Raw genomic sequence first — 19,153 nt, forward strand, 5'->3', positions numbered from 1 at the left:
GCCATGCTGACCTCATGCTGATCACCAGAGCAGCATAGATCACGGCGCTAGAGCGGCGGGCTCAATTGGCGTCGCGTGGCAGCAGCAGCCCCAGTGGCAGGCAGATGCGAGCCTCCAGGCCGCCGCCGGAGCGGTTGCGCAGCTCCACGCTGCCGCCATGCAGGGCGGCGATGCGCTTGACGATGGCCAGGCCGAGGCCGGTGCCCTTGCCGCCACGGGCGCGGTCGCCGCGGATGAAGGGGTTGAAGATCTCGCCCATCTCCGCCGGCGCGATGCCCGGGCCGCGATCCAGCACGCTGAGTACCACGTAGGGCGCGGCACTGTCGCCGGAGACATAGGCGGCCACTTCCACACCCTTGCCGCCATAGCGCAGGGCGTTGTCCAGCAGGTTGACCAGCAGGCGCTTGAGCGACACGCGGCGCAGCGGGAAGGGCGGCACCGGCTCCAGGCACAGGCGCACCCGCTCGCTGTGCTGGTTGTAGGGCGCCACCGTCTCGCGCACCAGCTCTTCCAGCAGGGTCGGTTCCGGCTTCTCGTCGCGGCCGTCGCGGATGAAGGCGAGGAACTGGTCGAGGATGGTGTCCATGTGCTCGATGTCGCGGACCATGTCCTCGGTCAGCTCGGCATCACCGCCGAGCATCTCCAGTGACAGGCGCAGGCGGGTCAGCGGCGTGCGCAGGTCGTGCGATACCCCGGCCAGCATCAGCTCGCGCTCGCGCGCGGCCTGCTCGACGTCCTCGGCCATCTGGTTGAAGGCGCGGTACACCTCGGTCATCTCGCTCGGCGTGTCGCCCACTGGCAGGCGCACGCTGCGCCCCTGGCCGAGCTGGCGGGCGGCGAACACCAGGCGCTTGAGCGGGGCGCTGAGCTGGCGCACGAAGATCCAGGCGGCGGCGGTGGACAGCAGGCCGATGCCGAGGAACCAGCCGAGCACGCTCCAGATGCGCTGGCCGCGCAGCGGGTGCGGGTACAGCGGTACCTGCACCCAGCCATCGCCCAGGCTCGGCGCCCGCACCCAGAGCGCCGGCGGGTTGCGCACCCGCACCCGTACCTCGGTGTCCGGGCCCAGCTCGGCCTGCATCTGCCGCTGGAAGATCTCCGAGTAGGGCCAGTGCTGCTCGGTGGGCGGTACCTGGTCCGCCGCCACCCGGGTCAGGGTCGCCGCCTTGGCGATGTGCGCGCGGTCTTCCGGCGCGGCCGCCCAGTAAGCGCGCAGGGTCAGCGCCGCGCCGTGGCTGTACTGGCGGTCGACCAGCACGTCCTCGTTCATCATCAGGTAGACCAGGGTCAGCGCCTTGGAGAACAGCACGACGATGAGCACCAGCCACAGGGTGCGGGCGAAGAAGCTTTGCGGGAACCAGGCGGGGGTTTTCATCGGGCGAACCCTTGGCGAACGGGAGGGCGGAGCGGCCACAGGCATTGGCCTGCCAGCGACAGAGCAAAGCCGGCCAGTGCACACAACTGCAACAGCAGGAAACGATAGGGGTGGGCCCAGGGGCCAAAGGGATTGGCCAGCAGCGTCAGCAGTACGGCGAACGTCAGCCAGGCCGCCAAGAACAGATGCAGGCGCCTGCTAGGCCAGCGCAGTGCTGCGACATTCTGTACCAGCACCCAGGCGCCGAATAGGTAGAGCGCGAGCTGAACCGTGATGCCCCAGCCGACACCGCCGCGCACACTGCGGCCATGGTCGGCGGCCACCATCACGGCAACTTCATGCAACATCATGAACGACAGCACGGCCGCCGCACTGAGCAGCAATATCTGCAGCACGGCCGGACAGTGGCGCCTCAATCCCACTGCGTCACTTGTTGCCATCCGGCACGAACACGTAGCCCACGCCCCAGACGGTCTGGATGTAGCGCGGCTTGGACGGGTCCGGCTCGATCAGCCGACGCAGGCGGCTGATCTGCACGTCGATCGAGCGCTCCAGGGCGTCCCACTCGCGGCCGCGCGCCAGGTTCATCAGCTTGTCGCGGGTCAGCGGCTCGCGTGCGTGCTGCACCAGGGCCTTGAGCACGGCGAACTCGCCGGTGGTGAGCATGTGCACCTCGTCGCCCTTCTTCAGCTCGCGGGTGGCCAGCGACAGCTCGTAGTCGCCGAAGCTGACCGTCTCGTCCGCGCTGGCCGGGGCGCCCGGAACCACCGGCGCCTGGCGGCGCAGCACGGCCTTGATCCGCGCCAGCAGCTCGCGCGGGTTGAACGGCTTGGCCAGGTAGTCGTCGGCACCGCCTTCCAGGCCCTGGATGCGGCTGGCCTCGTCGCCCTTGGCGGTGAGCATGATGATCGGCATCTGGTTGTTCGCCTCGCGCAGGCGGCGGCAGGCGGACAGGCCGTCCTCGCCGGGCAGCATGAGGTCGAGCACCAGCAGCTGGAACAGCTCGCGGGCCAGCAGGCGGTCCATCTGCTCGACGTTCTCCACCGCGCGCACGCGGTAGCCCTGCTCGCTGAGGAAACGCTCCAGCAGGCGGCGCAGGCCGGGGTCGTCGTCGACTATCAGGATTTTTTCGCCTTCCGGCGCAGCGGCAGTGCTCATGCATTCTCCCCTTTGGCAGTGGCGGCATTATGGCCGAAGGCCGCAGGCTGCCGCGCCAGCCATTGTTAGCAGATTTTTCCCGATGGAGTTGCCGCCGGCCACGGGAAGCGGTGTTTATAATGCGGCGCTTTCGCACCGGCCGGTGCGGTCCCCGTTCCATTGCAGGTAGGTTTCATGGACAGCATCAACAAGCGCATCGCCGCCGAGCTCGGCGTCCTCCCGCAACAGGTCGCCGCCGCCGTGGCCCTGCTCGACGAAGGCTCCACCGTGCCCTTCATCGCCCGTTACCGCAAGGAAGTCACCGGCAGCCTGGACGACACCCAGCTGCGCCACCTGGAAGAGCGCCTGCGCTACCTGCGCGAACTGGACGAGCGCCGCGCCGCCATCCTCGCCAGTATCGAGGAGCAGGGCAAGCTGACTCCCGAGCTGAAGCGCGAGATCGATGAGGCCGACACCAAGACGCGTCTCGAAGACTTGTATTTGCCGTACAAGCAGAAGCGCCGCACCAAGGGCCAGATCGCCCTGGAGGCCGGCCTCGGCGAGCTGGCCGACGCGCTGTTCGGCAACCCCGAGCTGGACCCGGAAGCCGAGGCCGCCCGTTTCGTCGATGCCGAGAAGGGCTTCGCCGACGTCAAGGCCGTGCTGGAAGGCGCCAAGTACATCCTCATGGAGCGCTTCGCCGAGGACGCCAGCCTGCTCGACAAGCTGCGTTCCTTCCTGAAGAACGAGGCCACCCTGAGCGCCCGCGTGGTCGCCGGCAAGGAAGCCGAGGGCGCCAAGTTCAGCGACTACTTCGAACACGACGAGCCGCTGAAGAGCGTGCCCTCGCACCGCGCCCTGGCGATCTTCCGCGGGCGCAACGAGGGCATCCTCGGCGCCAGCCTCAAGGTCGGCGAGGAAGCGCCGGGCACCCTGCACCCCTGCGAGCTGATGATCGCCGAGCGCTTCGGCATCGCGCAGCGTGGCCGCGCCGCCGACAAGTGGCTGGGCGAAGTGGTGCGCTGGACCTGGAAGGTCAAGCTCTACACCCACCTGGAAACCGACCTGCTTGGTGAGCTGCGCGAGAAGGCCGAGGACGAGGCGATCACCGTGTTCGCCCGCAACCTGCACGACCTGCTGCTGGCCGCCCCGGCCGGCCCGCGCGCCACCCTGGCGCTGGACCCGGGCCTGCGCACCGGCTGCAAGGTGGCGGTGGTCGATGCCACCGGCAAGGTGCTGGAAACCGCCACCGTCTACCCGCACGCGCCGCGCAACGACTGGGACGGCACCCTGGCCATCCTCGCCAAGCTGTGCGCCAAGCACGCTGTGGACCTGATCTCGATCGGCAACGGCACCGCCAGCCGCGAGACCGACAAGCTGGCCGGCGACCTGATCAAGAAGCTGCCGGGCCTCAAGCTGACCAAGGTGATGGTCTCCGAGGCCGGCGCCTCGGTGTACTCCGCCTCCGAGCTGGCCGCCCGCGAGTTCCCCGACCTCGACGTGTCGCTGCGCGGCGCCGTCTCCATCGCCCGCCGCCTGCAGGACCCGCTGGCCGAGCTGGTGAAGATCGACCCGAAATCCATCGGTGTCGGCCAGTACCAGCACGACGTGTCGCAGCTCAAGCTGGCGCGCTCGCTGGATGCGGTGGTCGAGGACTGCGTGAACGCCGTCGGCGTGGACGTCAACACCGCCTCCGCCGCCCTGCTGGCGCGCATCTCCGGCCTCAACAGCACCCTGGCGCAGAACATCGTGCAGTTCCGCGACGCCAACGGTGCGTTCAAGAGCCGCAGCGACCTGAAGAAGGTGCCGCGCCTGGGCGAGAAGACCTTCGAGCAGGCCGCCGGCTTCCTGCGCGTGATGAACGGCGACAACCCGCTGGACGCCTCCGCCGTGCACCCGGAAACCTACCCGCTGGTGCAGCGCATCGCCCAGGATACCGGCCGCGACATCCGCTCGCTGATCGGCGACTCCAGCTTCCTGCGCAGCCTCGATCCCAAGCGTTTCACCGACGAGACCTTCGGCCTGCCGACCGTCACCGACATCCTCAAGGAACTGGACAAGCCCGGCCGCGACCCGCGCCCGGAGTTCAAGACCGCCGAGTTCCAGGACGGCGTCGAGAGCCTCAAGGACCTGCAGCCGGGCATGGTGCTGGAAGGCGTGGTGACCAACGTCACCAACTTCGGCGCCTTCGTCGACATCGGCGTGCACCAGGACGGCCTGGTGCACATCAGTGCGCTGTCGGAGAAGTTCGTCAAGGACCCCTACGAGGTGGTCAAGGCCGGCGATATCGTCAAGGTCAAGGTCATGGAAGTGGACATCCCGCGCAACCGCGTCGGCCTGTCCATGCGCATGAGCGATACCCCGGGGCAGAAGACCGAGGGCCCGCGCGGTGGCGGGCAGAACCGTGGCGGCAACTCGCCGCGCAGCGAACGTCACTCCAGCCAGGACAAGCCGGCGCCGGCCAATGCGGCAATGGCCTCGTTGTTCGCCAACGCCAAGCAGCTGAGGAAGTAACCCATGAGCGAGAAATCCCCGGTCGGCCAGGACAGCAACTTCAGCCGCCTGCTCGGCATCCGCATCCTGCGCGCCGAGAACGGCGAGGCCGAGCTGCGCATGGCCATGCAGGAGCAGATGCTCAACCTGCACGGGCGCATGCACGGCGGCGCGCTCTACTCGCTGATCGACACCGCCCTCGGCCAGGCCAGCCACAGCCTGTTCGGCGGCGAGGCCGGCAGCATGACCCTGGAGTGCAAGGTCAACTACATCCGCGGCGTCGAGGCCGGCGAGCTGGTCTGCCACGCCCGCGTGCTCAACGCCGGGCGCAAGGTGCATGTGCTGGAGGCCAAGGTGGAGCAGGGCGACAAGCTGATCGCCACCGCCCAGGCCACCTTCATCTGCAAATAGCCGACCCGCCTTCTCGGGATTGCGCCGGTCGCCGGCTCGGCGCATCCTCCCTTCCGATCATCCGCATAGCCGACTTGCAGTGTGGCGGCCCCACCCCCATATAGGGGCGACCGTCGAGTGAAGGAACAAGAATCTTGAGCGATCTCCTCAACCGCCGCCTGGCCCTGCTCGGCGAGGCCGACCACCTGTCCCTGCTCACCCAGTGCCTGCATGGCATCGAGCGCGAGACCCTGCGCGTCACCGCGCAGGGCGAGCTGGCGCAGACGCCACACCCGGTCGCGCTGGGCTCGGCGCTGACCCACGCACAGATCACCACCGACTATTCCGAGGCCCTGCTGGAGTTCATCACCCCGGCCGAGCCCGATCCGGCCGACACCCTGGCCGACCTCGAGCGCATCCACCGCTTCGCCGCCAGCCGCCTGGACGGCGAGTACCTGTGGAGCCCGTCGATGCCCGGCCTGCTGCCGGACGAGGCACAGATCCCGATCGCCCGCTACGGCAGCTCCAATATCGGTCGCCTCAAGTACGTGTACCGCCGCGGCCTGGCCCTGCGCTACGGCAAGACCATGCAGTGCATCGCCGGCATCCACTACAACTTCAGCCTGCCCGAGGCGGTCTGGCCGCTGCTGCAGCGGCTCGACGGCGACGACCAGAGCGCGCGCGACTACCAGTCGGCCAGCTACATCGCGCTGATCCGCAACTTCCGCCGCTACAGCTGGCTGCTGATGTACCTGTTCGGCGCCTCGCCGGCGCTGGATGCCAGCTTCCTGCGTGGCCGCCCGCACCAGCTGCAGCAGCTCGACGCCGACACCCTGTACCTGCCCTGGGCCACCAGCCTGCGCATGAGCGACCTGGGCTACCAGAGCAGCGCCCAGTCCGGCCTGACGCCCTGCTACAACGACCTGGCCAGCTACACCGAGAGCCTGCGCAACGCGGTGGCCACGCCCTATCCGGCCTATGCCGAGATCGGTACCCGCGACGCCAGTGGCGAATGGCAGCAGCTCAACAGCAACATCATCCAGATCGAGAACGAGTACTACTCGAGCATTCGTCCCAAGCGCGTCACCCGCTCCGGCGAACGGCCGATCCAGGCCCTGATGAGCCGCGGCGTGCAGTACGTCGAGGTGCGCTGCCTGGACATCAACCCCTACCTGCCACTGGGTATCGATCTGGCCGAGGCGCGCTTCCTCGACGCCTTCATCCTGTTCTGCGCCCTGGCCGACAGCCCGCTGCTGGCCGGCGGTGAATGTCGCGCCTGCACCGAGAACTTCCTCAAGACGGTCAAGGAAGGCCGCCGTCCTGGCTTGCATCTGCAGCGCGACGGCCAGCAGGTGGAGCTGCGCACCTGGGCCGGCGAGCTGCTCGATGCCTTCGCGCCGATCGCCGCGCTGCTCGACCGCGCCCACGGTGGCGGCGCCTACCGCGAGGCCCTCGAGGCGCAGCGGGCCAAGGTGCAGGATCCCGCGCTGACCCCCTCGGCGCGGGTGCTGGCCGAACTGCAGCACCATGGCGAAAGCTTCCGCGCCTTCGCCCTGCGCCAGAGCAAGGCCCACGCCGAGACCTTCCGCGCCCAGCCGCTGAGCGCCGCGGAGGAACAGGACTTCGAGCGCATGGCGCGCGCATCGCTGGCCGAACAGGCCGAGCTGGAGGCCGCACCGGCCGGTGATTTCGACAGCTTCGTCGCCGCCTACCAGGCCAGTATCCTCGGTATTAGCCAGTGAAATCAGGCACCTGGTGAACGTGGTGGTGGTTTCGCCGGCATTCCGTCACAAATCCACCACCTCGACCAGCCAGGCTGGCCGGCGCGGGCTAGCCTATGGGGAAACCCGTAACGGCCCGTCGCCATGGACAATCACGACTGGAGCCTGGAGAGCCTGAACAAGGCCTACCAGCAAGGCTATATGGCCGGTCTCACCGGCCAGCCCATGCACCTGCAGCCCTATGCTGCCGAGGTGCCGGCCGCTGCCTGGGAGGCTGGCTGGGACGATGGCAACGAGCAGTTCAAGCAGCACCAGCGGCGCAGCGCCTGATCCATTCCCCATGCAAAAGGGCCGCAATCGCGGCCCTTCTTGTTTCAGCGCAGGCTCAAAGCGCCTTTTCGAAGATCTTTGAATTGCGCTGGTAGTTGTACAGCGAGGCCCGCGCCGCCGGCAGGCGCTCGACGCCGCTGGCCTCGAAGCCGCGCTCCTGGAACCAGTGGGCGGTGCGCGTGGTGAGCACGAACAGGGTCTTCAGGCCCAGCGCGCGGGCGCGTTCCTCGATGCGTTCGAGCAGTTCGTCGCCCCGGCCGCCATGGCGGTATTCCGGGTTGACCGCCAGGCAGGCCAGCTCGCCGGCGTCCGAGTCGGCGATCGGGTAGAGCGCGGCGCAGGCGATGATCAGGCCGTCGCGCTCGACGATGCTGAACTGGCCGATCTCGCGCTCCAGCACCTCGCGCGAGCGGCGCACCAGGATGCCCTGGTCCTCCAGCGGGGTGATCAGCTCGATCAGGCCGCCGACGTCCTCGATGGTCGCCTCGCGCAGCGACTCGAACTGCTCCTGGTCGACCAGGGTGCCGCCACCGTCGCGGGTGAACAGCTCGGTGAGCAGCGAGCCGTCCTCCATGTAGCTGACGATATGGCTGCGCTTGACCCCGCCGCGGCAGGCCTGGGCGGCGGCGTCGAGCAACTCGGCCTGGTAGCAGCTGCCCAGGCGCGCCAGGTGCGCCGGCACCTGCTGCGGGCGCAGTTCGCGCACCAGCTTGCCGTGCTCGTCGAGCAGGCCACGCTCGGCGGAATACAGCAGCAGCTTGTCGGCCTGCAGGTCGATGGCGGCGCGGGTGGCCACATCCTCGCAGGCCAGGTTGAATATTTCCCCGGTGGGCGAGTAGCCGAGTGCCGATAGCAGCACGATGCTGCGCTCGTCGAGCAGGCGGCCGATGCCCTTGCGGTCGACCCGGCGCACTTCGCCGGTGTGGTGATAGTCGATGCCGTCGACCACGCCGATCGGCCGCGCGGTGACGAAGTTGCCGCCGGACACGCGCAGGCGCGAGCCCTGCATCGGCGAGGCGGCCATGTCCATCGACAGGCGGGCCTCGATGGCGATGCGCAGGCGGCCGACGGCGTCGATCACGCAGTCCAGGGTCGGGCCGTCGGTGATGCGCAGGTCGCGGTGGTAGCGTGGGGTCAGCCCGCGCTCGGCCAGGCGCGCCTCGATCTGCGGGCGCGAGCCGTGCACCAGCACCAGGCGCACGCCGAGGCTGTGTAGCAGCACCAGGTCGTGGACGATGTTGCCGAAGTTCGGGTGTTCCACGCCCTCGCCGGGCAGCATGACCACGAAGGTGCAGTCGCGGTGAGCGTTGATGTAGGGCGAAGCGTGGCGGAGCCAGTTGACGTAGTCGTGCATGAGGAGCCTGTGGGCAAGGACGGACGAGCGATGAAGTGCCTTCTCCACGGGGAGAAGCAAAGGTCGGTCTAGCGTCGTCGCAACATCGGCACGCCTCGCATAGCTGGATGGTTTACAGGCAGTAGTGCTGGATCAGCTGGCGCAGCAGGGTCACGGTCGGTTCGATGCGCGCCAGCTCGAGAAATTCCCCCGGCTGATGGGCGCAGGCGATGTCGCCCGGGCCGAGGACGATGGTCTCGCAGCCGAGCCGCTGAAGATACGGGGCTTCGGTGCCGAATGCCACCGCCTGCGCCGCATGTCCGGTCAGCTTTTCCGCAACGCGCACCAGTTCGCTGTCGGCGCTCTGCTCGAAGGGCGGCACGTTGGCGAACAAGGGCGCATAGTCGATGCGCACCTGATGCCGCTCGGCCAGTGGCTGCAGCTTGCCGCGGATGGCCGCGCGCAGCTGCTCCGGGTCCATGCCCGGCAGCGGACGCAGGTCGAACTCCAGGGCGCACTGGCCGCAGATGCGGTTGGGGTTGTCGCCGCCGTGGATGCAGCCGAGGTTGAGGGTCGGCTGCGGCACGCCGAACTGCGGGTTGTGGAACTCGCGCTGCCACTGGGCGCGCAGGGCACGCAGCTCGCCCATGACGTCCTGCATGGCCTCCAGGGCGCTATGGCCGAGGCTGGGGTCGGAGCTGTGGCCGCTCTGTCCGAGGATGTCGATGCGTTCCATCATCACCCCCTTGTGCAGGCGGATCGGCTTGAGGCCGGTCGGCTCGCCGATCACCGCGGCGCGTCCCAGCGTTTTGCCGGCGGCGGCCAGGGCGCGGGCGCCGGCCATCGAGCTTTCCTCGTCGCAGGTGGCCAGCACCAGCAGCGGCTGCTTGAAGGGCTTATCGAGCAGCCCGCGCACCGCCTCGATCGCCAACGGGAAGAAGCCCTTCATGTCGCATACGCCGAGGCCCACCCAGCGGTCGCCCTGCTCGCTCAGCTTGAGCGGGTCGCTGTGCCACAGGGCGGCGTCGAACGGTACGGTATCGCTGTGCCCGGCCAGCACCAGGCCGCCGGGGCCGCTGCCGAAGGTGGCCAGCAGGTTGGCCTTGCCCGGCGCCACGTCCTGGATCTCGCAGGCGAAGCCGAGCTCGGCCAGCCAGCTGGCCAGCAGGTCGATCACGGTGCGATTGGACTGGTCCCAGTGCGGCTGGGTGCAGCTCACCGAGGGGGTGGCGATCAGCGCGGCGAACTGGTCTTGCAGGGAGGGTAGCGGCATCGGCGGTCTCCGCGGGCGATGGCTCATCATAGGGCCATCGCCGCCGCGGAATAAACCTGCCGCTTAGAGGAAGATGCCGCGCATGATCAGGAAGAACAGGATCGACAGGCCTGCACCGACCGGCAGGGTGATGATCCAGGACATGAAGATCGAACCGATCACGCCCAGGTTCAGCGCGCCGATACCGCGGGCGATGCCGATGCCGAGTACGGCGCCGACCAGGGTGTGGGTGGTGGATACCGGCAGGCCGATGGCCGAGGCGCCGACCACGGTGGAGGCGGTGGCCAGCTCGGCGGCGAAGCCGCGGCTGGGGGTCAGCTCGGTGATTTCCTTGCCGATGGTGGCGATCACCTTGTAGCCATAGGTGGCCAGGCCGATGACGATGCCGATTGCGCCCAGCAGTAGCACCCAGCCCGGCACGGCGGACTTGGCGGCGATCTCGGCGGTGCCGTTGGACTCGATCACGCCGACGATGGCGGCCAGCGGGCCGACGGCGTTGGCCACGTCGTTGGCACCGTGGGCGAAAGCCATGGCGCAGGCGGTGAAGATCATCAGCACGGCGAACACACGTTCGACGCTGGCGAAGTGGAAGGCCTTGTCGGCTTCCTCGTCGATCTGGATGCGGCTGAGGATGGCGATGCCGAGCAGCATCACCAAGGCGCCGACACCCACCGACAGCAGCAGGCTTTCATTGCTGGAGAGGTTCAGGCCGATGTGCTTGAGCCCCTTGGACAGGGTCATGATCGACACCATGAAACCGGTCAGGAACATGTACAGCGGCACGAAGCGCTTGGCGTTCTTGAACGGGCTGTCGGTGTTAATGATCAGCGCCTGCACGCTCATGAACAGGCCGAAGGCGACCAGGCCGGAGAGGAAGGGGGTGACCACCCAGCTGGCGACGATCGGGCCGACCGACTCCCAGTGCACGGCGTCGGTGGATACGCCGACCGCGGCGAAGCCGATCACCGCGCCGACGATGGAGTGGGTGGTGGACACCGGCCAGCCCTTGCGGGTGGCGATCAGCAGCCAGGTGCCGGCGGCCAGCAGCGCCGACATCATGCCCAGCACCATCAGGTCGGGGCTGATGGCCTCGGCGTCGACGATGCCGTTCTTGATGGTCTCGGTGACTTCGCCACCGGCCAGGTAGGCGCCGCAGAACTCGAAGACCATGGCGATCAGGATCGCCTGCTTGATGGTCAGTGCGCGCGAGCCCACCGAGGTGCCCATGGCGTTGGCCACGTCGTTGGCGCCGACGCCCCAGGCCATGAAGAAGCCGAACAGGCAGGCGAGTACCAGGAGTACGAAGCCGTAATCCGCAATAAGAGACATAAGTAGTTTTACCCGTTATCCCAGAAAGGACACTGGCGCTTAGCGCGCCAGCAGTTGTTCTAGACGGTTGCCCACGCGTTGGGCACGGTCGGCGACATCGCCGACCCAGTCGATGATCTGGTAGAGGAACATCACGTCCACGGCCGGCATGTCCTTCTCCAGCTTGAACAAGGCGCGGCGCACCTCGATCTGCAGGCGGTCGGTGTCGTCCTCGATATCGTCGAGTTCCTCCACCAGGGTTTCCACCAGCTTGGCCTCGCGGCCGCCGAAACCGGTTTCCAGCAGCTCGTCCAGCTCGTTCATGGCCTTCAGCGCCTGGGCGCTGGCATCCACGGTGCGCTGCACGAAGGTGCGGATCAGCGGCTGCAGCTCGGTGGGGATCGCCATCTCGCGGCCGAGCATCAGGCCGGCGATGTCCTTGGCGCGGTTGGCGACTTTGTCCTGTACACTGAGCAGTTCGAGCAGGTCCGAACGCGGCACCGGCAGGAACAGGCTCTTGGGCAGGTGCAGGCGCACACTCTTCTTGAGTTTGTCCGCTTCCTTTTCCAGACGCACCATTTCCTGCTGCACCTGGGCCACCTGGGTCCAGTCCTGCGCCATCACTGCCTCGAAGAAGGGCACCAGGTTGGCTGCACATTCATGAGCCTTGGCGATGTGTTGCTGCATGGGGCCGATCGGCGAACGACCGAACAGGCTGACGAAGGGATTGGTTGGCATGGGGGGTATCCCGGCGGAAAAGGGCGCTGATTATAAGTGGCCTTGGGGCGCTGGCAAATGCATTACATCGGCCTGCAACAATTCCATGATAGGCAACCCGTGAACAAAGAAACCGAAATCAAGCTGCGCGTCAGCCGCGAGACTCTTGCCGCCCTGCGCGAGCATCCGCTGCTGAAGAAGCGCAACAAGTCCGGCTGGGAAACCCGCGAGCTGTTCAACCAGTACTACGACACCCCGCAGCGCGACCTGGCCGCAGCCCGCGTGGCGCTGCGCCTGCGCCGCGATGGCGAGCAGTTCATCCAGACCCTGAAGACCCGCGGCCAGAGCGTGGCCGGTCTGTCCGAGCGCAACGAGTGGGACTGGTACCTGAAGAAGGCCAAGCTGGACACCAAGCTGCTCGGCGACGAGTGCTGGCCGGCCAGCCTGGCCGAGCTGGACAAGAAGAGCCTGCAGCCGATCTTCACCACCGACTTCGTTCGCCAGAAGGCCGAGATCGCCTGGGGGCGCGGCAAGGCCAGGACGGTGATCGAGGCGGCCCTCGATCTGGGCAAGGTGATTGCCGGCGAGGGCGAGGAGGAGATCTGCGAGCTGGAACTGGAGCTGCGCCAGGGTGAGCCGGCGGCGCTGCTGGAGCTGGCCTGCGAGCTGGCCGCCGACCTGCCGCTGATGCCCTGCGACATCAGCAAGGCCGAGCGCGGCTACCGCCTGTTCGATGCCGCCAGCTACAGCCTGAGTCTGCCGTTGCCTGCGCTGAACGCCGAGATGAGCCTGGACGACGCCTTTGCGGCCATCGCCTGGCACCTGCTCGGCAGCAGCCAGCGCCTGGCCGAACAGTACCGCTGGAACGGCCACTGGAAACTGCTGGAGCAGTGGCTGCAGCAGCTGATCGACCTGCGTGCCCTGCTCGGCAGCCTCGGCCAGGCCGCGCCGCGCGCCTCCAGCCGTGAGCTGCGCGAAGGCCTGGACTCCCTGCTGGGCGACTGGCGGCCGCGCCTGGCTGCCGGCCGCGACGACGAGGCGCTGCGCCACAACGCGCCGGCCATGTTCGCCGGCGAGCTGCAGGGCAATCGTTGGGGCCTGCTGTCGCTCCAGCTGTCGCGCTGGCTGCTGCTGCGTGGCTGGACCCTCGGCCGCAACGCCCGCGGCGAGCGCCAGGGCGCGGCGCCTCTGGGCAACTGGCTGCCGACCCTGCTGGCCGAGGAGGCCGCGGGCCTGCGCCTGAAGCACTACCAGCAGTTCCCCGAGGCTCTGGCCGAACAGCTGCCGCGCTTCGAGCGCCTGCAGGCCTGGCTGCGCCTGGCGCGTCAGGTGCCCGAGCTGCCGGAGCTGGATCGTCTGTATGGCGAGCTGGACAAGCTGGAGGCGCTGGCCGGGCGCGGCAACGATGCCGAGGTGTTGGCCGCGCGGGTGGCACAAGCCCATACTGTGGCCACGCTCAAACCCTGGAAGCTGCTGTTGAAATAAGCTGCCCATCCCGTCATCCGCCCAAAGGGAGCGCCATGTCCGCCCTCGCTTCGCCCGCCCAGGATCGCTGGCTCGACCTCAACGACATCCTCCGCGAACTGGTGGCCCAGGGACGTGTCTCCCAGGAGCAGGCCGAGCAGTGCATGGTGCTGCGCCGTGCCTCGAGCAACGCGCAGCTGCACCCCTTGGAGTTCCTTGCCGCGCAGCAGGTCGACGATCTGCAGCGACCGGGCCGCAAGCACGATCTGGAAGGACTCACGGTGTGGCTGGCCAACTTCGCCGGCCAGCCCTACCTGCGCATCGACCCGTTGAAGATCGACGTCGCCGCCGTCACCCCGCTGATGTCCTATGCCTTCGCCCAGCGCCACAAGATCCTTGCCGTGGCGGTGGACAGCGAGGCGGTGACCATCGCCAGTGCCCAGCCCTTCGTGCACAACTGGGAAAGCAACCTGACCCACGTGCTCAAGCGCCCGATCAAGCGCGTGGTGGCCAACCCGGCGGATATCCAGCGCTTCACCACCGAGTTCTACCGCCTGGCCCGCTCGGTGACCGGCGCCACGGCGGCCGACCAGAAGATCAGCGGCGTCGGCAACTTCGAGCAGCTGCTCAACCTGGGTGCCAGCGACCAGGAGCCGGACGCCAACGACGCGCACATCGTCAACATCGTCGACTGGCTGTTCCAGTACGCCTTCCAGCAGCGCGCCAGCGACATCCACATCGAGCCGCGTCGCGAAGTCGGCAGCGTGCGCTTCCGCATCGACGGCGTGCTGCACAACGTCTACCAGTTCCCCGCCCAGGTCACCATGGCGGTGGTCAGCCGCCTCAAGCACCTGGGGCGGATGAACGTGGCGGAGAAGCGCAAGCCGCAGGATGGCCGGGTCAAGACCAAGACCCCGGACGGCGGCGAAGTCGAGCTGCGTCTGTCGACCCTGCCCACCGCCTTCGGCGAGAAGATGGTGATGCGTATCTTCGACCCCGAGGTGCTGCTGAAGAGCCCGGACCAGCTGGGCTTCTCCCCGGACGACCTGCGTCGCTGGGAGAGCATGACCTGCCAGCCCAACGGCATCATCCTGGTCACCGGCCCGACCGGCTCGGGCAAGACCACCACCCTGTACACCACGCTCAAGCAGCTGGCCACGCCGGAGGTCAACGTCTGCACCATCGAGGACCCGATCGAGATGATCGAGGGCGCCTTCAACCAGATGCAGGTGCAGCACAACATCGACCTGACCTTCGCCAGTGGCGTGCGCGCGCTGATGCGCCAGGACCCGGACATCATCATGGTCGGCGAGATCCGCGACCTGGAAACCGCCGAGATGGCCATCCAGGCGGCGCTCACCGGGCACCTGGTGCTATCCACCCTGCACACCAACGACGCGCCTTCGGCCATCACTCGCCTGCTCGAGCTGGGCGTGCCGCACTACCTGATCAAGGCCACCGTGCTGGGCGTCATGGCCCAGCGCCTGGTGCGCACCCTGTGCCCGCACTGCAAGGCACCGGTGGAGATCAGCGAGGAAGACTGGCAGAGCCTGACCAAGCCCTGGAGCGCGCCGCTGCCGACCACTGCGCACCGCGCCGTCGGCTGCCTGGAGTGCCGCGACACCGGCTACCGCGGGCGTGCCGGGGTCTACGAGATCATGCTGCTGAACGATGCGATCAAGCCGCTGATCACCCATGACACCGACCTCATCGCCCTGCGCCGGGCGGCGTTCAAGGACGGCATGCGCAGCCTGCGCCTGTCCGGGGCGCAGAAGGTCGCCGCCGGCCAGACCACCCTCGAGGAAGTGCTGCGGGTGACCCCGCAGAGCGAGCAGCGCTGAGGCACTTCAGTCGTCGCGGCGCGCCAGGCGCAGCGGCTGCGCCTGGCACCTGAGCAGGGCGGCGCGGTTCAGCCAGCGCGGGTCGGAATGCCAGGCCAGGAGAAACTGGCCGCCCTTGAGCTTGTCCACCACCAGCCGGGCGATTTCCGGGCGCACCGCCGGGCAGCCCAGGCTGCGGCCGATGCGGCCATGGCTGCGCGCCAACGCCGGGTTCACGTAGGCCGCGCCGTGGATGACGATGGCTCGCTCGCGCGCCAGATCGTTGATGCCGGGGTTGAGGCCGTCCATGCGCAGCGAGTAGCCGTGCTTGCCGTGATAGCTCTCGGCGGTGCGGAACAGGCCCAGGCTGCTCTGGTAGCTGCCGAGGCGGTTGGAGAAGCGGTTGGCGTAGTTCTCCCCGGACAAGCGGCCGTGGGCCACGTAGTCGCGCAAAAGCAGGCGCTTGCTGTGCAGGTCGAAGATCCACAGGCGGCGAGCGGTGGAGGGCTGCGAGTAGTCGATCACCGCCAGCCGGCGGGCGGGCTCGGCGCCCTGGTTGAGCGCGCACTGCATGGCCGCCACGGCGTCGCTCAGGGCCTGCCGGTCGAGCCCGGGCGCGGCGCGGGACAGCTCCTCGACCAGCACGCTGGTCTGCGCCGCGGCCGCCAGCAGTGGCGTGCCGACCAGCAGCAGCCCGGCCAGGCAGAACCGGCCAATTCGTCCGAACATTCGCGCCATACCCCTGAAAAAGCACGTGCCCCTGGCCCTGTCACAGGATTCACCCGCGGCCGGCCTATACTGGTCGGCGTTGTGGCGCGCGGCGCCCTGAGCCATGGACTGGAGCAGTATGTTGTTCAAAAAATGCGCATGCTACCCGAGCATCGTCCTGCTCGTTCTACCGCTGGTCGCCCTCGCCGCGCCGCCGCCGGCGCCCTGCGCCTCTCCTTCCCTCAGCCTAGACGATGCCACGCGCGGCCTGCTGGATGACTTCTACCGCGAGCGCGACGGGCAGCCGGCCTGGGCCGATGCCTTTCGCCGCAACTGGCTGCGGGCCGAACTGCAGGCCCTGGCCGACGATGGTCTCAATCCGGCCGACTACCCCCTGCCGGACAGCTACGATGCCTGCACCGAACGCCAGTTCAGCCTGAGCTACCTGCGTGGCCTGCTCGACCTGCGCCGGGGGCGCCAGCCGGACATGCCGGCGGAACGGCTGTGGCGCGCGGACAGCGAGGTCCGTCCCGACCCCCGGCGGGCCGTGCTCGCGGCCGCGCGGCAGCATGCGGACGACCCGACCGCCGCCTTCGCCGCCGTGCGCCCCACCGCGCGCCGCTACCTCGACCTGCGCGCCGCCTATGCCTTCGCCCGCCGCCAGCCGCTGCCGACATGGCCGCCGCTGCCCCCTGGCCCCCTGCTCAAGCCCGGCGGCCACGACGCGCGGCTGCCCCTGCTGCGCCAGCGCCTGGCCGCCCAGGGCTACCTGGCGAGTGCCGAGGACGCGTCGAGCGCGTTCGATCCGGCCACCGTGCTCGCCCTGCAGCGCTTCCAGCGACAGCACGGCTTGCAGGCCGACGGCGTGCTCGGCCCAACCACCCTGGCCGAGTTGAATGTCGGTGCCCTGGCGCGTCGCGACCAGTTGCGCGTCAACCTCGAACGCCTGCGCTGGCATGTCGACGACCTGCGCCAGGCCCGTGTGCTGATCAACGTCGCCGCCGCCGAGCTGAGCGTGATCGACGGCGACCGCGAGCTGTGGCGCACCCGCACCCAGGTGGGGCGCCCCGCACGGGCGACCCCGCTGCTGGCCTCGCGCATCGAGCGGCTAACCCTCAACCCGACCTGGACGGTGCCGCCGACCATCCTGCGCGAGGACAAGCTGCCGGCCATCCGTGCCGATATCGGCTTCCTGCAGCAGCACCAGATGAGCGTCTACGACCACCAGGGCAACCTGCTCGACCCGCAGCAGCTGGACTGGAGCCGGCCCGGGGCGATTCTCCTGCGCCAGGCCGCCGGGCCGGGCAATCCGCTGGGCCGGGTGGCGCTGCGCTTCCCCAACCCCTTTGCCGTGTACCTGCACGACACCCCGAGCCAGGCGCTGTTCGACAAGGCGCCGCGGCTGTTCAGCTCCGGTTGCGTGCGCATCGAGGCAGTCGACCAGCTGCTGCCCTGGCTGCTGGCGGAGGACGAACTGCAGACCGTGCGTGACGGCATCGCCAGCGGCAAGACCCGCGAGTACCGCCTGCAGCAGTCGGTGGCGCTGCTTCTCGGCTACTGGACCGCGGAAGTCGTCGACGGACGGCTGCGCTACTTCCCCGACATCTACCAGCGCGACCCCGCGCTGCTCGCCGCGCTACTCTCCGCACACCCCTGAAGGCGCCGCGGCGCTATGCTTACCCCGCACCCCAGCAAAGGAGTTTTGCCCCGTGGAACTTGGTAGCGTCATCTTTCTCTTCGTCGGCCTGGCCGTGGCCGTGGTGTTCATGGGCTTCAAGGTGGTGCCGCAAGGCTACGAGTGGACGGTGGAGCGCTTCGGCCGCTACACCAACACCCTCAAGCCGGGGCTCAACATCATAGTGCCGGTGATGGACCGCATCGGGCGCAAGCTCAACGTCATGGAGAGCGTGCTGGACATCCCGCCGCAGGAGGCGATCAGCGCCGACAACGCCATAGTCACCATCGACGCGGTGTGCTTCTTCCAGGTGATCAACTCGGCCCAGGCGGCCTACGAGGTGAACAATCTGGAGCACGCCATCCGCAACCTGGTGATGACCAATATCCGCACCGTGCTCGGCTCCATGGAGCTGGACGCCATGCTCAGCCAGCGCGACGCGATCAACGAGCGCCTGCTGCGCACCGTCGACGAGGCCACCGCGCCCTGGGGCATCAAGGTCACCCGCATCGAGATCAAGGACATCAGCCCGCCGGCCGACCTGGTCGAGGCCATGGCCAGCCAGATGAAGGCCGAGCGCCTCAAGCGCGCGCAGATCCTCGAGGCCGAGGGCAAGCGCCAGGCCGAGATCCTCACCGCCGAGGGCGAGAAGCAGGCGCAGATCCTCAAGGCCGAAGGCGAGCGCCAGGCCGCCTTCCTCGAGGCCGAGGCGCGCGAGCGCGCGGCGCAGGCCGAGGCCGAGGCGACCCGCATGGTCTCCGAGGCCATCGCCCAGGGCAACGTGCAGGCGGTCAACTACTTCGTCGCGCAGAAATACGTCGATGCCCTCGGCCAGCTGGCCTCCGCCAACAATAGCAAGGTGGTACTGATGCCGCTGGAGGCCAGCCAGGTGATCGGCGCGGTGGCCGGCATCGGCGAGATCGTGCGCGCCACCTTCGATGGCAAGGACGGTAAGAAGGCATGATGGAATACCTGCAGCACCTGTCGTTCTGGGACTGGCTGGCCTTCGGCACCGTCCTGCTGATCCTCGAGGTGTTCGGCGCCGGCGGCTACCTGCTGTGGATAGGCGTGGCCGCCGCCTGCGTCGGCGTGCTCACCTACCTGTTTCCGGAGCTGCCCTGGGCCTGGCAGTTCATCATCTTCGCCTTGCTCTCGGTGCTCACCGCCGTGCTCTGGTGGCAGCGCCAGCGCAGCGCCGCCAAGCCCTCCGATGTGCCGGGGCTGAACCAGCGCGGTCGCGAGTTCGTCGGCCGCACCTTCGTGCTGCACGAGGCGATCGTCGGTGGGCGCGGCAAGATCAAGGCCGGCGACACCCTGTGGCTGGTCAGCGGCCCCGACCTGCCGGCCGGCAGCGAAGTGCGGGTCACCGGGCAGGACGGCGTGCTGCTCAAGGTGGAAGCGTCCTAGGC

17 protein-coding genes are annotated in these 19,153 nt (G+C 68.4%); 9 read left to right on the plus strand and 8 right to left on the minus strand.

What is annotated here, in order from left to right:
- Positions 1-61: 61 nt before the first annotated feature.
- From DMO17_RS12700 to ompR, 3 genes are read right to left on the minus strand one after another with little or no spacing between them, the layout of a single operon-like run.
- Positions 62-1,375, minus strand: a complete 1,314-nt coding sequence (locus tag DMO17_RS12700) for an ATP-binding protein (RefSeq protein ID WP_110682854.1) — start codon at positions 1,373-1,375, stop codon at positions 62-64.
- On the minus strand, positions 1,372-1,770 hold the full coding sequence (locus DMO17_RS12705; RefSeq protein WP_110682855.1) for a hypothetical protein: 399 nt from the start codon (positions 1,768-1,770) through the stop codon (positions 1,372-1,374). The genes DMO17_RS12700 and DMO17_RS12705 overlap by 4 nt, the downstream gene beginning before the upstream one ends.
- A gap of 31 nt (positions 1,771-1,801) precedes the next feature.
- Positions 1,802-2,533, minus strand: a complete 732-nt coding sequence (ompR, locus tag DMO17_RS12710) for an osmolarity response regulator transcription factor OmpR (RefSeq protein ID WP_110682856.1) — start codon at positions 2,531-2,533, stop codon at positions 1,802-1,804.
- A gap of 174 nt (positions 2,534-2,707) precedes the next feature.
- On the opposite strand from ompR, the gene DMO17_RS12715 reads away from it, so the two are divergent.
- The 4 genes from DMO17_RS12715 to rmf all read left to right on the plus strand — a co-directional run bounded on the left by DMO17_RS12715 (position 2,708) and on the right by rmf (position 7,446).
- A complete protein-coding gene (locus DMO17_RS12715; protein WP_110682857.1) occupies positions 2,708-5,026 on the plus strand; it encodes a Tex family protein in 2,319 nt (772 codons plus the stop codon).
- Positions 5,027-5,029: 3 nt separating this feature from the next.
- Entirely contained in the window at positions 5,030-5,416 is a 387-nt protein-coding gene (locus DMO17_RS12720) for a PaaI family thioesterase (RefSeq protein ID WP_110682858.1), read from the plus strand.
- 134 nt (positions 5,417-5,550) lie between these two features.
- Positions 5,551-7,137, plus strand: a complete 1,587-nt coding sequence (gshA, locus tag DMO17_RS12725) for a glutamate--cysteine ligase (protein WP_110682859.1) — start codon at positions 5,551-5,553, stop codon at positions 7,135-7,137.
- Positions 7,138-7,260: 123 nt separating this feature from the next.
- Positions 7,261-7,446: a ribosome modulation factor gene (rmf, locus tag DMO17_RS12730; protein WP_110682860.1), complete on the plus strand. Its 186-nt coding sequence runs from the start codon at positions 7,261-7,263 to the stop codon at positions 7,444-7,446.
- Positions 7,447-7,501: 55 nt separating this feature from the next.
- Here the strand turns inward: rmf and argA are convergent, their stop codons facing one another.
- The 4 genes from argA to DMO17_RS12750 all read right to left on the minus strand — a co-directional run bounded on the left by argA (position 7,502) and on the right by DMO17_RS12750 (position 12,098).
- Entirely contained in the window at positions 7,502-8,800 is a 1,299-nt protein-coding gene (gene argA / locus DMO17_RS12735; RefSeq protein WP_110682861.1) for an amino-acid N-acetyltransferase, read from the minus strand.
- Positions 8,801-8,912: 112 nt separating this feature from the next.
- Positions 8,913-10,052, minus strand: a complete 1,140-nt coding sequence (gene argE, locus DMO17_RS12740; protein ID WP_110682862.1) for an acetylornithine deacetylase — start codon at positions 10,050-10,052, stop codon at positions 8,913-8,915.
- A 63-nt stretch (positions 10,053-10,115) separates the two neighbouring features.
- On the minus strand, positions 10,116-11,381 hold the full coding sequence (locus tag DMO17_RS12745; protein WP_110682863.1) for an inorganic phosphate transporter: 1,266 nt from the start codon (positions 11,379-11,381) through the stop codon (positions 10,116-10,118).
- A gap of 39 nt (positions 11,382-11,420) precedes the next feature.
- Positions 11,421-12,098 carry a TIGR00153 family protein gene (locus DMO17_RS12750; RefSeq protein WP_110682864.1) on the minus strand — a complete coding sequence of 226 codons (678 nt, stop codon included), beginning with the start codon at positions 12,096-12,098 and terminating at the stop codon, positions 11,421-11,423.
- A 99-nt stretch (positions 12,099-12,197) separates the two neighbouring features.
- On the opposite strand from DMO17_RS12750, the gene DMO17_RS12755 reads away from it, so the two are divergent.
- A complete protein-coding gene (locus tag DMO17_RS12755; RefSeq protein ID WP_110682865.1) occupies positions 12,198-13,562 on the plus strand; it encodes a CYTH domain-containing protein in 1,365 nt (454 codons plus the stop codon).
- 35 nt (positions 13,563-13,597) lie between these two features.
- Positions 13,598-15,382 carry a type IV pilus assembly ATPase TfpB gene (gene tfpB / locus DMO17_RS12760; RefSeq protein ID WP_110682866.1) on the plus strand — a complete coding sequence of 595 codons (1,785 nt, stop codon included), beginning with the start codon at positions 13,598-13,600 and terminating at the stop codon, positions 15,380-15,382.
- A 6-nt stretch (positions 15,383-15,388) separates the two neighbouring features.
- Here tfpB and DMO17_RS12765 read toward each other — a convergent pair whose 3' ends face one another.
- Complete coding sequence (locus DMO17_RS12765; RefSeq protein WP_110682867.1) at positions 15,389-16,090, minus strand: murein L,D-transpeptidase catalytic domain family protein; 702 nt, start codon at positions 16,088-16,090, stop codon at positions 15,389-15,391.
- A 118-nt stretch (positions 16,091-16,208) separates the two neighbouring features.
- On the opposite strand from DMO17_RS12765, the gene DMO17_RS12770 reads away from it, so the two are divergent.
- Genes DMO17_RS12770 through DMO17_RS12780 form a run of 3 tightly spaced genes read left to right on the plus strand, consistent with a single transcriptional unit; the run spans position 16,209 to position 19,151 of the window.
- Complete coding sequence (locus DMO17_RS12770) at positions 16,209-17,726, plus strand: L,D-transpeptidase family protein (RefSeq protein WP_258371537.1); 1,518 nt, start codon at positions 16,209-16,211, stop codon at positions 17,724-17,726.
- Between the two features lie 52 nt (positions 17,727-17,778).
- The gene (locus tag DMO17_RS12775) at positions 17,779-18,708 is read left to right on the plus strand and encodes an SPFH domain-containing protein (RefSeq protein ID WP_110682868.1); all 930 of its coding nucleotides are present in this window, start codon (positions 17,779-17,781) and stop codon (positions 18,706-18,708) included.
- Positions 18,705-19,151 carry an NfeD family protein gene (locus tag DMO17_RS12780; RefSeq protein ID WP_110682869.1) on the plus strand — a complete coding sequence of 149 codons (447 nt, stop codon included), beginning with the start codon at positions 18,705-18,707 and terminating at the stop codon, positions 19,149-19,151. The genes DMO17_RS12775 and DMO17_RS12780 overlap by 4 nt, the downstream gene beginning before the upstream one ends.
- Positions 19,152-19,153: the final 2 nt, after the last annotated feature.

It is taken from the genome of Aquipseudomonas alcaligenes (genome assembly GCF_003205495.1).
In the GTDB taxonomy this organism is placed as follows: domain Bacteria; phylum Pseudomonadota; class Gammaproteobacteria; order Pseudomonadales; family Pseudomonadaceae; genus Aquipseudomonas; species Aquipseudomonas alcaligenes_B.